The sequence below is a fragment of the Curtobacterium sp. 320 genome, assembly GCF_031455235.1.
Lineage (GTDB): Bacteria > Actinomycetota > Actinomycetes > Actinomycetales > Microbacteriaceae > Curtobacterium.
In genome coordinates, this window is sequence record NZ_JAVDSI010000004.1 from 263,628 (window position 1) to 277,349 (window position 13,722).

At 73.2% G+C, this 13,722-nt stretch carries 13 protein-coding genes; 10 read left to right on the forward strand and 3 right to left on the reverse strand.

Annotated elements, in window-relative coordinates:
- Positions 1 to 37: 37 nt before the first annotated feature.
- From J2X60_RS08035 to J2X60_RS08045, 3 genes are all read left to right on the forward strand, one after another.
- Positions 38 to 859, forward strand: coding sequence for an arginase family protein (locus J2X60_RS08035; RefSeq protein WP_309887030.1), 822 nt, complete (start codon positions 38 to 40; stop codon positions 857 to 859).
- Positions 860 to 947: 88 nt separating this feature from the next.
- On the forward strand, positions 948 to 2,351 hold the full coding sequence (locus J2X60_RS08040) for an NAD(P)/FAD-dependent oxidoreductase (RefSeq protein ID WP_309887031.1): 1,404 nt from the start codon (positions 948 to 950) through the stop codon (positions 2,349 to 2,351).
- A gap of 14 nt (positions 2,352 to 2,365) precedes the next feature.
- On the forward strand, positions 2,366 to 2,710 hold the full coding sequence (locus J2X60_RS08045; protein WP_309887032.1) for a Fe-S oxidoreductase: 345 nt from the start codon (positions 2,366 to 2,368) through the stop codon (positions 2,708 to 2,710).
- Positions 2,711 to 3,060: 350 nt separating this feature from the next.
- On the opposite strand, the gene J2X60_RS08050 is transcribed toward J2X60_RS08045, so the two are convergent.
- Positions 3,061 to 3,888 (reverse strand): ABC transporter ATP-binding protein, encoded by an 828-nt coding sequence (locus J2X60_RS08050; protein WP_309887033.1) that lies wholly within the window; start codon positions 3,886 to 3,888, stop codon positions 3,061 to 3,063.
- On the reverse strand, positions 3,885 to 4,781 hold the full coding sequence (locus J2X60_RS08055; RefSeq protein ID WP_309887034.1) for a siderophore-interacting protein: 897 nt from the start codon (positions 4,779 to 4,781) through the stop codon (positions 3,885 to 3,887). The genes J2X60_RS08050 and J2X60_RS08055 overlap by 4 nt, the downstream gene beginning before the upstream one ends.
- Before the next feature lie 65 nt (positions 4,782 to 4,846).
- Here J2X60_RS08055 and J2X60_RS08060 point away from each other — a divergent pair, with 65 nt between their 5' ends.
- The 6 genes from J2X60_RS08060 to J2X60_RS08085 are packed head-to-tail and all read left to right on the forward strand — an operon-like array spanning position 4,847 to position 10,868.
- Positions 4,847 to 5,794 carry an alpha/beta fold hydrolase gene (locus tag J2X60_RS08060; protein ID WP_309887035.1) on the forward strand — a complete coding sequence of 316 codons (948 nt, stop codon included), beginning with the start codon at positions 4,847 to 4,849 and terminating at the stop codon, positions 5,792 to 5,794.
- A 57-nt stretch (positions 5,795 to 5,851) separates the two neighbouring features.
- On the forward strand, positions 5,852 to 7,387 hold the full coding sequence (locus tag J2X60_RS08065) for an ABC transporter substrate-binding protein (protein WP_309887036.1): 1,536 nt from the start codon (positions 5,852 to 5,854) through the stop codon (positions 7,385 to 7,387).
- Between the two features lie 37 nt (positions 7,388 to 7,424).
- Positions 7,425 to 8,378, forward strand: coding sequence for an ABC transporter permease (locus J2X60_RS08070; protein WP_309887037.1), 954 nt, complete (start codon positions 7,425 to 7,427; stop codon positions 8,376 to 8,378).
- On the forward strand, positions 8,375 to 9,274 hold the full coding sequence (locus J2X60_RS08075) for an ABC transporter permease (protein ID WP_309887038.1): 900 nt from the start codon (positions 8,375 to 8,377) through the stop codon (positions 9,272 to 9,274). Before J2X60_RS08070 ends, J2X60_RS08075 begins: the two co-directional genes overlap by 4 nt.
- Entirely contained in the window at positions 9,271 to 10,089 is an 819-nt protein-coding gene (locus tag J2X60_RS08080; protein ID WP_309887039.1) for an ABC transporter ATP-binding protein, read from the forward strand. The genes J2X60_RS08075 and J2X60_RS08080 overlap by 4 nt, the downstream gene beginning before the upstream one ends.
- Positions 10,086 to 10,868 (forward strand): dipeptide/oligopeptide/nickel ABC transporter ATP-binding protein, encoded by a 783-nt coding sequence (locus J2X60_RS08085; RefSeq protein WP_309887040.1) that lies wholly within the window; start codon positions 10,086 to 10,088, stop codon positions 10,866 to 10,868. Before J2X60_RS08080 ends, J2X60_RS08085 begins: the two co-directional genes overlap by 4 nt.
- 205 nt (positions 10,869 to 11,073) lie before the next feature.
- Here J2X60_RS08085 and J2X60_RS08090 read toward each other — a convergent pair whose 3' ends face one another.
- Positions 11,074 to 12,519 carry an amidase gene (locus tag J2X60_RS08090; RefSeq protein ID WP_309887041.1) on the reverse strand — a complete coding sequence of 482 codons (1,446 nt, stop codon included), beginning with the start codon at positions 12,517 to 12,519 and terminating at the stop codon, positions 11,074 to 11,076.
- Between the two features lie 280 nt (positions 12,520 to 12,799).
- Here J2X60_RS08090 and J2X60_RS08095 point away from each other — a divergent pair, with 280 nt between their 5' ends.
- Positions 12,800 to 13,585, forward strand: coding sequence for a glycoside hydrolase family 16 protein (locus J2X60_RS08095; RefSeq protein WP_309779750.1), 786 nt, complete (start codon positions 12,800 to 12,802; stop codon positions 13,583 to 13,585).
- Positions 13,586 to 13,722: the final 137 nt, after the last annotated feature.

Genomic DNA, 13,722 nt, shown 5'->3' on the forward strand with positions numbered 1-13,722 from the left:
TCGGACGACGCCGGACCCCGCCTGACAGACTGGCACGATGCAGTTCCTCGTGGTCGGTCAGTGGCAGGGTTCGGCGTCGTCCCGTGCGATGCGCCTCGGGGACGGAGCCGCGGCGATCGCGGCCGACCTCCCGCGCGCGTCGACCACCGTGGTCGACGTCCCGGCGGGCGCCGGCGATCGTCTCGAGACGGCCGTCGCCCGGTACACCTCGGTGCTCTCGGTGGCCGAACGCGTCGCCGAGGAGACCACGGTGTCGAGCGAGCCGGTCCTCGTCGTCGGCGGTGACGGTGCGAGCGTGCTCGGCGCCACGGTCGGGCTCGGACCGGACACCGCCTTCGTGCGGATCGCGGGGTCGAGCGGCTTCCGGGCACTCAACCGCGCCCAGCCCGTCGCCGCCGAGACCGCCGTGCTCCGCATCCTCGTGGACCGCCCCGACGACCTGTTCCCGGCGCTTCCGACCCTGGCGGCCTCGTCCGTCGTCGTCGCCGGCGTGCGTGGGGTCGAGGACGCCGAGCGAGGTGCCCTCGACCGTGCCGGGATCGTGCACCTCGACGTCGACGCCGCCACCCCGGACGCGATCGCGGCAGCGGTGGACGCCACCGGTGCCCAGGCGGTGTTCGTGCACGTCGACCTGGACGTCCTCGACCCGTCCGAGGTCGACGGGCTGCTCGAGCCCGTCCCGTTCGGGTTGGACGGCGCCGGACTCGTCGAGCGCATCCAGGCCGCCACGCGCGGACGACGACTGGCGGGCGCGGCCCTCACCGGGTTCGCGCCGGTCGACCCGGACCGCGCGGTCGACGACCTCGGCGTCATCCTGCGTGCGGTCGGCGCGCTGACGAGCGCGTCCCGCACCGTCTGACGGTCCCCGCGCTCCCCCGCGGACCCGTTCTCCACGGGTACGCACCGCGCCCGGCATGATCCATGCCGATCCGCGTACGCTCGGCGACATGACGGACTACGACCTCATCGTGATCGGCGCCGGCGCAGTCGGCGAGAACGTGGCGGACTACGCCAAGAAGCGCGGCCTGTCGGTCGCCATCGTGGAGGCCGAGCTCGTCGGCGGCGAGTGCTCCTACTGGGCGTGCATGCCGTCCAAGGCCCTGCTGCGCAGCGGGCACGCGCTCGCAGCGGCGAAGCGACTCGACGGTGCGAAGCAGGCGGTCACGGGCGACCTCGACGCGGCGCACGTGCTCGCCCGACGGAACTCCTTCACCTCGGACTGGAAGGACGACGGCCAGGTCTCGTGGCTCGAGTCCGCCGACATCGACCTCATCCGCGGCCACGCCCGGATCACCGGCGAGAAGACGATCGAGGTCGACGGCACGACGTACACGGCAGCCGCGGCGATCGCGGTCGTCACGGGCTCGCTGCACACCCTCCCCGACGTCCCGGGGCTGGCCGACGCGACGCCGTGGGGCACGCGTGAGGCCACCAGCGCGCAGACCGTGCCCGAGAGCCTGCTCGTCATCGGCGGCGGTGTCTCCGGCTCGGAGCTCGCGACCGCGTGGGCGTCCCTCGGGGCGAAGGTCACGCTCGTCGCACGGCACGGCCTGCTCGGCGGCATGGAGCCGTTCGCGGGAGAGCTCGTCGCCGACTCCCTCCGCGAGCTGGGCGTCGACGTCCGCACCGGCGTGAACCCCACCCGCGTCGACCGCGACGAGCACGGCCTCGTCACGACGACGCTCGACGACGGCTCGACGGTCATCACGAGCGAGGTCCTCGCCGCGACCGGACGTGCCGCGACCACGAAGGACCTCGGCCTCGAGTCCGTCGGGCTGACCGCGGGCGACTGGCTGCAGGTCGACGACACGATGCTCGTGCAGGGCACCGACTGGCTCTACGCCGTGGGCGACGTCAACCACCGCGTGCTCCTCACCCACCAGGGCAAGTACCAGGCGCGTGCCGCGGGCGAGGCGATCGCCGCCCGGCACCAGGGCACGCCGCTGCACACCGAACCGTGGGGTGCGCACGTCGCCACCGCCGACCACGCTGCGGTCCCGCAGGTCACGTTCACCGATCCCGAGGTCGCGAGCGTCGGCCTGACCGAGGCCAAGGCCCGCGAGCAGGGGCTGAACGTCCGGGCGGTCGAGTACGAGCTCGGCAACGTCGCCGGCGCCTCGCTGCAGGCGGACGGCTACACCGGGCGGGCGAAGATGGTCGTCGACGAGGACCGCGGGGTCGTCGTCGGCGTGACCTTCGTCGGGCAGGACGTCGCCGAGATGCTGCACGCCGCGACGATCGCCGTCGTGGGCGAGGTGCACGTCGACCGCCTCTGGCACGCCGTCCCCGCCTACCCGACGATGAACGAGATCTGGCTGCGACTGCTCGAGACCTACGGCCGCCCGGAGTAGCGGTGCGGAACCCCATGCTCGACTCCCCCGTGTCCCGGGCGGGGTGGGCGTTCGCGACCGCGATCGGCCTCGCCGTCGGCGTCCCGCTCTCCACCGGGAAGGTGCGGGTGGTCGACGGGCTGATCGTGTGCACCGGGCTGCCGCGGTGGGTGTTCCGCCGCGGTGGCACCTGCGTGGGGTCGGTCTACCTCACGCGGGACAACGACGGCGACCGGGTGCTCCGGCACGAGCGGGTGCACGTCGACCAGTGGCGGCGGTACGGGATGCTCATGCCGATCGTGTACGCGTTGGCCGGGCAGGATCCGCTGCGGAACCGGTTCGAGATCGAGGCCGGCCTCGAGGACGGCAACTACCGCTGACGCCGAGGCGCGCGCGCCCGCCCCGAGGTCGCACGACACGCCGCGCGCGTGGTGACGAGGTCGCACGAAGTGCCGCGCGCCGGGCGCGCGAGCGGCAGTTCTCGCGATCTCGCGGGGGTGGAGCTCGCCGACACCCCGACGGGAGGCGCGGGACGGTCTCGCACCGTGCCTCCCGTCCGGAACGGTGTGCGCCCACCGCGACGGGTCACGTCCGTCTCGAGGTCGCACGACACGCCGTGGGCGTGACGCCCGGGTCGCACGAAGTGCCGCCCGCGGCGCGCGCGAGCGGCACTTCGTGCGACCTGACCGGGCGCCAGCGCCCGCGCGCCCGCGCCGCGGCGCGCCGCGCGTCAGGCCGCGGGGCGCCGCGGCACCACGAGGGGCGTGCCCGTCTCGGGGTCGGCGACGACCACGCACGGCAGCCCGAACACGTCCTCGACGAGGTCGGCCGTCACCACCGACGCCGGCGGCCCCGACGCCACGATCGACCCGTCACGCATCGCGATCACGTGCGTGGCGTACCGCGCCGCCTGGTTGAGGTCGTGCAGCACCGCGACGACCGTCCGACCGGCCGCGTGCAACGCCGAGGCCAGCTCGAGTACGTCGTACTGGTGCGCGATGTCCAGGAACGTGGTGGGCTCGTCGAGCAGGACGATGTCGGTCTCCTGCGCGAGCACCATCGCGATCCACACCCGCTGTCGCTGGCCGCCGGACAGCTCGTCCACGCTGCGGTCGGCGAGCGACACGGTCGACGTCTGCTCGAGCGCGGCCTGCACGGCCCGCCGGTCCGACCCCGACGAGGGGTGCAGCAGGTCCTGGTGCGGGAACCGCCCCCGGGACACCAGGTCGCGCACGGTGATGCCGTCCGGCGCGATCGGGGTCTGCGGGAGCATCCCGACGCGGCGTGCGACGGCCTTCGGCCGGAGGGACGAGATCGGCGACCCGTCGAGGTACACGGTGCCGGCGGTCGGCTTGAGCGTCCGCGCGAACGACTTCAGCAGCGTCGACTTGCCGCACGCGTTCGGCCCGACGATGACGGTGAGTTCACCGTCCGGGATGTCGACGTCGAGCGCGGACACCACGACCCGGTCGTCGTACGCGAGCGTCAGCCCACGGGCCCCGAGCGCGGTCGCCGGCACAGACGACGCAGCCCCGGCACCGTCGGTGGAACCGGTCAATTCTCGGCCTTGCCGTGCCGCCAGTACCCCATGAACGCGACCTGCTTCCGGTCGAGCCCGACACCGCGCACGAGGTGCCGGCGGAGCTCCTTGACGCACCCGGCCTCGCCCGCGATCCAGGCGTAGACGGGCCGCGGCTCGTCGCCGGCCGGGATGTCCCAGAGCACCTGCTCGTCGACGTCGACGTCCGTGAACTCCCCCGCGTCGCCGCACGCCGGCCCCGCCGCGACGGTCGACGCCCAGGCGTGCACCTGGTCGGTCATCCGGACGCCGTGCGAGGCGCCGTTCCGGGCGATCCAGCGGACCTCGACGCCGGCGGGTGCGGACACCGGCAGTCGGTCGGCGTCGGTCGGGACCTCGATGAAGACGTGGCCGACGGTGGCGACGTCGAGCGCCTCGAGGATGGCGCAGATGGCGGGGGCGGCGGTCTCGTCGCCGGCGAGCAGGATCCGGTTCGCGGCGCCGGGGTCGAACTCGGCCGCACCGGTCGGGAGCTCCGCGGGCGACGACGGCACCGCCGGCCCGACGATGCGCAGTTCGTCGCCGACCCGGCACTCCGAGACCCAGCGCGAGGCGGGTCCGGTGTCGCCGTGCGCGACGAAGTCGATGTCGAGCTCGCGGGCGTCCGGTCGGAAGGAGCGGACCGTGTAGGTGCGGAGCGGGTTCCGGACCGCGTCGGGCAGGGCACGCCAGGCGGCGTACCAGTCCTCGCCGTCGGGCAGGTCCGTGAAGCCGTGCCCGGGGATCGGCAGCACGATCTTGATGCGCTGGTCGAGGCCGACGGACGAGAACTCGGCGAGGGCGTCGCCCGTCAGGGTCACCCGGACGAAGTGCGGGGTGAGGGACGTGACGGCTGCCACGCGGACGGGGAAGACACGGTACCGGGCTGCCACGACGGCAAGTATGGCATGCCTTACCTAAGAGACCCAAGGGTCCGCACGGTGCGAGGATCGTCCCCGTGCCCGATGCCGACGACGAATTCGCAGACCTGGCCGACCTCGCCCACGCGAGCGGCGTGACGGAGCCGATGCGCGCCTCCAGGCAGGTGGTCCGCACCACCGACGGACGGGAGATCGCCGCGATCCGCTGGGACACGGCGGACGACCAGGAGGCGCGGATCACCTACCTGCACGGGCTCGGCATCGACGCCCACAGCTTCGACCAGACCGCGCTCGCCGTCGGCGAGCCGGCGGTCGCCGTGGACCTGCCCGGCCACGGCCGGTCCGGGTGGCGCGACGACGCGGACTACGGGGCCGGCGCGACGGCACCGAGCGTGCTCGCGGCCCTCGACGCGCTCGGGGTCCGGCCCGGGATCGTCGTGGGGCACTCCCTCGGCGCGATCCTCGCCGCCCGACTGGCGGCGACCGCACCGGAGCGCGTCACCGGACTCGTGCTCGTCGACATGTCGCCGGACTTCGCCCAGCGAGCCGTCGACCGGATCGCCCGCGCGCTCGAGGCCGAGGAGCCGTTCACGTCGCTCGAGCAGGTCGTCGACCGCGCCGTGGAGGCCCGCGTCGGCGACGACCGCACGGTGCTCCTGCGTGAGGCCCGGCACACCACACGGCTCGGGGCCGACGGGCGGCTCGTGCGGCGCCACCACTTCCCGCACCTCCCCGCCGGCCACACCTCGTCGGTGGGGCGGTTCGCGGACGCGTGGCCGGACCTCGAGGCCCTCGACGTCCCGATCCTGCTCGTCCGCGGCGACCGCGGCTACGTGTCACCGAAGCTGCACGCGCAGTTCGCCGAGCGCCTGCCGGACGCCGAGATCGTCACGGTCGAGGCCCGGCACGCCGTGCAGAACCAGGCCCCCCTCGAACTGGCCACGGCGATCCGGGCATGGGCGGAACGTAACGGTTTGTTGCACCGGATCGAAGAACCGTCGCCGGAGCACCCCGGCCGCCGCTAACCTCGTGCAAGCGCGCGCGACGACCGTCGCCACCGCGCCGGAAGGAACCCACCACCCATGAGTCCGCTCCCCGCCCGCAGCACCTCCCGCCTCGGCCGCGCGGCCCTCGCCGCGACCGCGGTGGCCGTCGCATCGGCCCTCGTGCTGACCGGCTGCTCCGGATCCTCGAACGAGGACGGCGGCACCGACGCCACCGTCCGCGTCGGCCTCGTCCTCGAACCGACGAGCCTCGACATCCGCACGCAGTCCGGTGCCGCACTCGACCAGGTGCTCATCGACAACGTCTACCAGGGGCTCGTCGGCCGCACGGCGGACGGTGACGTCCGCGACGTGCTGGCGTCGAAGCACCAGGTGTCGGACGACGGCCTGACGTACACGTTCACGCTGCGCGACGGCACCACGTTCCAGGACGGCAAGGACGTCACCGCGGCCGACGTCGTCTGGTCGCTGCAGCAGGTCAAGTCGAACGATTCGTACGTCGACTCCGCGCAGCTCGCCAACGTGACGTCGATCACGTCACCCTCCGCCGACACGGTCGTCCTCAAGCTCGCGAAGCCCGACTCCGACCTGCTCTGGAACCTCACGGGGCGCGCCGGCCTCGTGCTCGAGAAGGCGGCGAAGAACGACCTGTCGGACACCGCCAACGGCACCGGTCCGTACGAGGTGTCGAGCTGGAAGCAGGGCGACTCGCTCACGTTCGAGCGGAACGCCGACTACTGGGGCACGAAGGCGAAGGTCGCCAAGGTCGTCTTCCGCTACATCACGCAGCCGTCCACCGCGGTGAACGCCATGGCGAACGGCGACCTCGACGTGCAGACCGCCGTCGACGGCACGCTCAAGAGCCAGCTGCAGAACAGCTCGGACATCACGCTGCACACCGGCAAGACGACCGACAAGTACACGCTCGCGTTCAACGACCAGAAGGCGCCCTTCACCGACAAGCGGGTACGCCAGGCGATCCGTCAGGCGATCGACGCCAAGGCGATCATCAAGGCGATCGGCGGCACCGGCGTCGAGCAGGGCGGCCCGATCCCCGAGCTCGACCCCGGCTACCAGGACCTCACCGACATCGACGCGTACGACCCCGCGAACGCGAAGAAGCTCCTCGCCGAGGCCGGCCACCCGAAGCTCGACCTCACGCTGACGTACGCGAACATCTACTCGGCGACGATCGGCGACGTGCTGAAGTCGCAGCTCGCCGACGTCGGCATCACCCTGACGGTCAAGCGCGTCGACTTCGCCACCTGGCTCTCGCAGGTGTTCGAAGCACCGAAGAGCGGCACGCGCGACTTCGACCTGTCGATGGTGAACCACGTCGAGGCGCGCGACTTCGGCAACTGGGCGAACCCGGAGTACTACTTCGGCTACGACAACGCCGAGGTGCAGTCGCTCTACGCCGACTCGGTCGCCGCGACGGACGAGGCCGCCAAGGTCGCCGACCTGCAGAAGGCGGCGCGGATCGTCAGCGAGGACGCCGCCGGCGAGTGGCTCTACACGGCGACGTCGATCACCGCGGTACGGAAGGGCGTCACGGGCTTCCCGTACGACGGCACGAACTCGCGCCTCGACCTGTCGAAGCTCGCCGTCAAGTGAGGCGGGCACGGACCACGGCTCCCGTAGCATCGGTGTCGTGACCCGGTTCCTCATCGGGCGGGTGCTCCTGCTCGTCGTCGGCCTGCTCGTGGCCAGCGTGATCATCTTCGCGACGCTCCGGGTGCTGCCCGGCGACGTGGCGCAGATCGTCGCGGGCACGCAGGCGTCGCCGGCGCAGGTGGCCGAACTGCGCCAGCAGCTCGGGCTCGACCGACCGGTCGTCGTGCAGTACCTCGACTGGATCGGCGGGCTGTTCCGCGGCGACCTCGGGCGGTCCCTCGTCACCGACGGACGGGTCGCACCCGAGATCGCCCAGAAGCTCAGCGTCACGCTGCCGCTCGCGGCCATGTCGCTCGTCACCGCGCTCGTCATCGGGGTGCCGCTCGGCGTGCTCGCGGCGGTGCTGCGGCGTCGCCCGGGCGGTGCCGTCATCGCCTTCGTGGCGCAGGCGGTCGCGGCGATCCCGATCGTCTGGGCCGGCATGCTCCTCGTGGCACTGTTCGCCGTCACGCTGCACTGGCTCCCGACGCAGGGCTTCCCGCTCGACGGGTGGGACGAACCCGGTCGGGCGTTCGCCGCGCTCGTGCTGCCCGCGCTGACGATCGGTGCCGTCGAGGGTGCGGTGATCCTGCGCTTCACCCGGTCGGCGACGCTCGGGGTGCTCGACGCCGACCACCTCCGCACGGCGGCGGCGATCGGGCTCACCCGGGCGCAGGCGCTCGTCAAGCACGGGCTCCCGTCGGTGGCGCTGACCGTGCTGGCCGTGCTCGGCGTGCAGATCGCCGGGCTCCTGGTCGGGGCCGTCGTCGTCGAACAGCTCTTCTCGCTCCCCGGCGTCGGACGCATGCTCGTCACCGACGTCGGGCGCCGCGACATCACGAAGGTGCAGTCCGAGCTGCTCGTGCTGACCGGACTCGTGCTGCTCGTGGGCTTCGCCGTCGACGTCGTGCACCGCACGCTGGACCCCCGACAGCGCGAGGTGTCCGAGTGATCCGCCGCCTCCTCGCCCGGCCGACCGGGGTCTTCGCCGTGGTCGTCCTCGGCCTGCTCGTCGTCCTCGCCGTGGTGTCGCTCGTGTGGACGCCGCAGGACCCCTTCCGCGCCGACCCCTTCCACCAGTGGGAGCCGCCGAGCCCCGCGCACTGGTTCGGCACCGACGCCTCCGGCCGGGACATCGCGAGCTACCTGCTCGCCGGCACCCGCACGACCGTCCTCGTCGCCGTGGGCTCGGGTGTGATCGCGAGCGTCGTCGGCATGGTCCTCACCGCGATCGGCTCGCTCACCGCGCGCTGGGTCCGCGAGGGCACGGCCGTCCTGCTCGACATCCTCGTGGCGTTCCCGACCCTCCTCACCGCGATGCTGCTCACCGCGATCGCCGGCGGGTCGCTCGGCGTCGTGATCGTCAGCGTCGGCCTGTCCTTCGGCGTCACGATCGCCCGGGTGGCCCGCGGGGAGATCCGCCGCATCGCCCGCAGCGACTACGTCACCGCCGCGCGGGCATCGGGCGTGGGCGGTGCCGGGGTGCTGTTCCGCCACCTCGTGCCGAACGCGGCGCCGCTGTTCACCGTGCAGCTCTCGCTCGCGATGGCCACCGCGGTCCTCGCCGAGGCCGGGCTCTCGTACCTCGGGTACGGCGCCGGCTCGAACACGGCCTCGTGGGGCAGCATGCTCGCCGACCTGCAGACGTACATCGGCGTGCACCCCTGGAGCGCCACCTGGCCCGGTGCGGCCATCGCCCTGGTCGTCGCGGCGCTGTCGCTGCTCGGCGACGCCGTCCGCGACGCGACGGACCCGCGCCTGACGACGAACGACCGCGCGGCCGGCGGCGCACCCGCGCCCCGCACGCCGGACGACCCGGCCACGACGAGCACGGGGGTGACCGCATGAGCGACGCGACCACTCCGGGCACCGCAGCCTCCGGGCTCGAGGTGCGTGGGCTGACGGTCCGCATCGACCGTCGGACGATCCTCGACGACGTGACGTTCACCGTGCCTCCTGGCCGCCGCGTCGGCGTGATCGGCGCGTCCGGGTCCGGCAAGTCGATGACCTCGCTCGCCCTGATGGGACTCGAGCCGACCGGCGCGACCGTCACCGGCAGCGTCCGGTTGGACGGCACCGAGCTCGTCGGCCTGCCCGATCGTGAGCGGGCCCGCCACCGCGGCGCCGGCATCGGGATGGTCTTCCAGGAACCCGGCACCGCGCTCGACCCGCTCCGCCGCGTCGGGGCGCAGATCGCCGAGCCGCTCCGGCTGCACCGCGGACTCGACCGGCGCGCCGCAGCGGCCGCCGCGCTCGACCTCGCGGTCAGCGTGGGGCTGCCCGACCCCGAGTCGCTGCTGCGGCAGTACCCGCACCAGCTCTCGGGTGGGCAGCGGCAGCGGATCTGCATCGCGATGGCGATGGCCGGTCAGCCGTCCTACCTCGTGGCCGACGAACCGACCACGGCGCTCGACGTCACGACCGAGGCCCGGATCCTCGAGCTGTTCGAGGGCCTCACCGCGGGCATGGTCTTCGTCACGCACGACCTCGCGGTGCTCGCCCGGATCGCGGACACGGCCGTCGTGCTCGACGCTGGCCGGGTCGTCGAACACGGGTCGGTCGCAGGACTCCTCGCGGCACCGCAGCACCCCGCGACGGCCGCCCTCGTCGATGCAGCCCGCGCCACGGCCCGTCGTGCCCCGCGGACCGGAGGCTCCACATGACCGACGTCCTGCACGCCCGCGACCTGCACCGCACCTACCGGCTCCCCCGCCGCGGCCCGTTCGAACCCGGGCCCGTCCGGACCGCGGTGGACGGCGTCGACCTGACGGTCGCGCCCGGCGCACGCCTGGGGATCGTCGGCGAGTCCGGATCGGGCAAGTCGACGCTGGTGCGGCTGCTCGCCGGCCTGGAGGCGCCTTCCGCAGGCACCGTGACCGCCTCCGGTCGTCCAGTGGTGGCGTCCGGGTCCGCGGCCGCGATGCGCTGGTTCCGTCGCGAGACCGGGGTGGTCTTCCAGGACCCGTACGCCTCGCTCGACCCGCGGATGCGCGTGGGCGCGATCGTGGCCGAGCCGCTGCGGGCGCTCCGGATCGACGGGGACCACCGGAGGCTCGTGCAGGACGTCCTCGCGCGCGTCGACCTCCCCGCCGACGTCGTCGACCGGTACCCGCACGAGTTCTCCGGCGGCCAGCGGCAGCGCATCGCGATCGCCCGGGCCGTCGTGCACGCGCCGCGGATCCTGTTCGGGGACGAGCCGATGAGCGCCCTCGACGTGGTGGTGCGGGCCCGCGTGATCGAGCTGTTCCGGTCGCTCGCGGACGACCTCGGGCTGACGCTGGTGCTGGTGTCGCACGACATCGGCGTGGTGCAGCGGCTGTGCGACACGGTGGCGGTGATGTCCGCGGGGCGGATCGTCGAGCACGGGCCGGTGTCCCTGCTCGATGCGCCGGAGCACCCGGTGACCCGGGCCCTGGTGGAGGCGGCGCCGACGCTGCCGTAGCGCCGGCGTTGCGGTCGTCGTCGGGTGCGGACTCGGAACGACATCTTCGACGTCGTACGACAGCGACGGTGTCACTCCCCCGCGCGCGCAACCGTTGCGGACGCGCACGAGCGACATCTCCGACGTCGTACGACCACGACGATGTCGTGCCGGCTCGCCGTCCCCGACCGCGGTCGCCGAACGCCCACCGACGCCGAGCGCCCGGTCAGGCGGTCCAGGCCGCCGGGTGCCGCCGCTGCCACCGGAGCCGTCGCTCGAGCTGCGCGCCGATCGCCAGGAGCACCCGTTCACCACCGGGACGCCCGATGAGCTGCACGCCCATCGGCAGTCCCGCGCCGTCCGGGTGCTCCTCGTCCGTCACACCGACGGGCAGTGTGATCGCCGGCAGCCCGGCCACGTTCGCCATCGACGTCCACGGCGAGTAGGCGCACTGGCGGCGGAAGTCCTCCTCCGGGTCGGACCCGTACCAGCCGAGCGGCCGCGGCGTGAGCGCGAGGGTCGGCGTGAGGACGGCGTCGAACCGCTCGAACGCGCCGATGAGCGCCGCCGAGAAGGTGTCGAGCGCCGTCATCGCGTCGAGCACCTGCGTGCCGGTCAGCGCGCGGCCGCGGTCGACGAGCCACGACACCAGGGGCGTCAACCCGGACAGGTCGATCCCGGGGACCATCGGCAGCCGGGCGGCGCTCGACTCCCACGCCACCCGGAAGGCGTCGGCGTACGGCGCCCGGGGCATCCGGACGTCCTCGACGCCGTGCCCGACCTCGCCGAGCACCCGGACGGCGGTCTCGACGGCGGCGCGTGCCGCGGGGTCGACCACCACGTCGACGGTGTCGTCCCACGGGGAGCCCTCGAGCAGTCCGACGACGAAGCGCCCCTCGCCGCGGACGGCCGCGGCGGTGAACGGCCCCTCGCCGACGTCGGGCGTGACCAGCGCGTACGGGTGCGGCTCCGGGAGCCCGGTCGGCGCCACGAGCGCGTCGAGCAGCATGCCCGCGTCCGCGACGTTCCGCGTGATCGGCCCCGCGACCGACAGTCCGCCGACGCCCGAGCGCCCGGGCATCGACGGCACACGACCACGGCTCGGCTTCAGCCCCACCAACCCGGTCGCCGCCGCCGGGATCCGCACGGAGCCCCCACCGTCCGACCCCACCGCGGCCGGGAGGAGTCCGGCCGCGACCGCGACCGCCGCACCGCTCGACGATCCCCCGGGCGCCCGGCTCGTGTCGTACGGGTTCCGGGTCACGCCGAACCGGGTCTCCGACGACGAGGACATCCCGAACTCGGGCGACGCCGTCTTCCCGAGGCTCACCGCACCGGCGGCGTCGAGCGCCGCGACGAGCGGGTGGTCGGCTGCCGCGGGGCGGTCGGGCAGACTCGTGGTTCCGTTCCGCGTGGCGACGCCGGCGCGGTCGTACAGGTCCTTGTCGGCGGACGGGAGGCCCCACAGCGGCCGCGACGTCGGCACCCGGTGGCCGAGGTGCTCGGCTCGGTCGCGTGCGGCGTCCGCCGTCACCGTCACGAAGGCGCCGAGACCGGGATCGAGCCGGGAGATCCTCGCCAGGTAGTGGTCGGTCACCTCGAGCGCGGTCGCCTCACCGCGTCGGATCCAGTCCCAGAGTTCCTGCGCGGCGAGGTGGTGGAGTTCGAACACCGCCTCAGCCTAGGTGCGACCAGAATCCTGAACATCCACTCAGTGACGCGTCCCCCGTTCGGGGGGCCGATCCGCGGCTGTCCCAGAGCATTGCTCATCCGATTTCCCTGGGGACTCCTCGGCGGGCGGGCAGCGAGCACGGGGTACGGTTCCGCGTCGCTCACGACCCGCAGGAGGACGCGAGCAGACGGTGATCAGGGACACCCGGAAGAAGGACATGGACAACAGGGAAACGAACCACACGACCAGGACCCGCACCAGGAGGCGAGTCGCCGCAGGGATGGCACTCGTCGCGGCCGGTGCCGTCGTCATCGGACTCGCGCAGCAACCGAGCGCGTCCGAAGCGGCGACCACCTCGCTGACCAAGATGCCCACGGGCACGGTGGTGTCGAACGGTCGGACGTGGAAGCAGACGTACGCCGAGGACTTCTCCACCGCTGCACCACGCGGCAGCGTCCTCAGCAAGTACCCGGGCCTCGGGGCCTACGACGGCTACCGCGACACGAGTGGTCGCGGGCTCTACGCACCGGACAAGGTGCTGAGCGTCAAGGACGGCAAGCTCGACTTCTGGGTGCACTCGGAGAACGGGCAGCCACTCGTCGCCACGGTGCTGCCGGACGACTACCGCGCACACACCACGGGTCGGGTGTCCATCCGCTACAAGACGACGGACACCCCGGGCTACAAGTTCGTCGGGATGCTGTGGCCGACGGACGACGACTGGAACAAGGGCGAGATCGACTGGCCCGAGGGTGACCTCGGCAGCACGGCTCGACCCGCGTCGGCGATCCCGGGATCGATGCGGAACGGGATGATGTCGTTCGACGGCAGCGTGCAGAAGCCGACCAAGTCGGCCCAGAGCAGCGGCTACCACGTGGCGACCACCGAGTGGGACCACGGCGTGGTCCGGTTCTACTGGAACAACTCGCTCGTGTCGGTCACCCGCAAGGCGGTCCCGACGGACCCGATGCGGGTCACGCTGCAGGCGGAGACCGCCATCGGCGGCTCCGTGCCGGCGTCCGCGAGCGGACACGTCGACATCGACTGGGTCTCGATCTGGGACTGACCGAGTGAAGGACTGGAGGCGCGGGGGCCGCGGGGCCCCCGCCCCCCCGCCGGCCGGGGGGGGGGCGGCCCCGGTGGGGGCGCCCCCCGGGGGTATAGCGCGTATAGTGTAGCAACTGCGCCCCCGGCGGCTAGCAA

Coding starts and splice junctions, on each gene's coding strand:
- J2X60_RS08035 (WP_309887030.1), top strand. CDS start 38: ATGCAGTTCCTCGTGGTCGGTCAGTGGCAGGGTTCGGCGTCGTCCCGT.
- J2X60_RS08040 (WP_309887031.1), top strand. CDS start 948: ATGACGGACTACGACCTCATCGTGATCGGCGCCGGCGCAGTCGGCGAG.
- J2X60_RS08045 (WP_309887032.1), top strand. CDS start 2,366: ATGCTCGACTCCCCCGTGTCCCGGGCGGGGTGGGCGTTCGCGACCGCG.
- J2X60_RS08065 (WP_309887036.1), top strand. CDS start 5,852: ATGAGTCCGCTCCCCGCCCGCAGCACCTCCCGCCTCGGCCGCGCGGCC.
- J2X60_RS08080 (WP_309887039.1), top strand. CDS start 9,271: ATGAGCGACGCGACCACTCCGGGCACCGCAGCCTCCGGGCTCGAGGTG.
- J2X60_RS08085 (WP_309887040.1), top strand. CDS start 10,086: ATGACCGACGTCCTGCACGCCCGCGACCTGCACCGCACCTACCGGCTC.
- J2X60_RS08095 (WP_309779750.1), top strand. CDS start 12,800: ATGGCACTCGTCGCGGCCGGTGCCGTCGTCATCGGACTCGCGCAGCAA.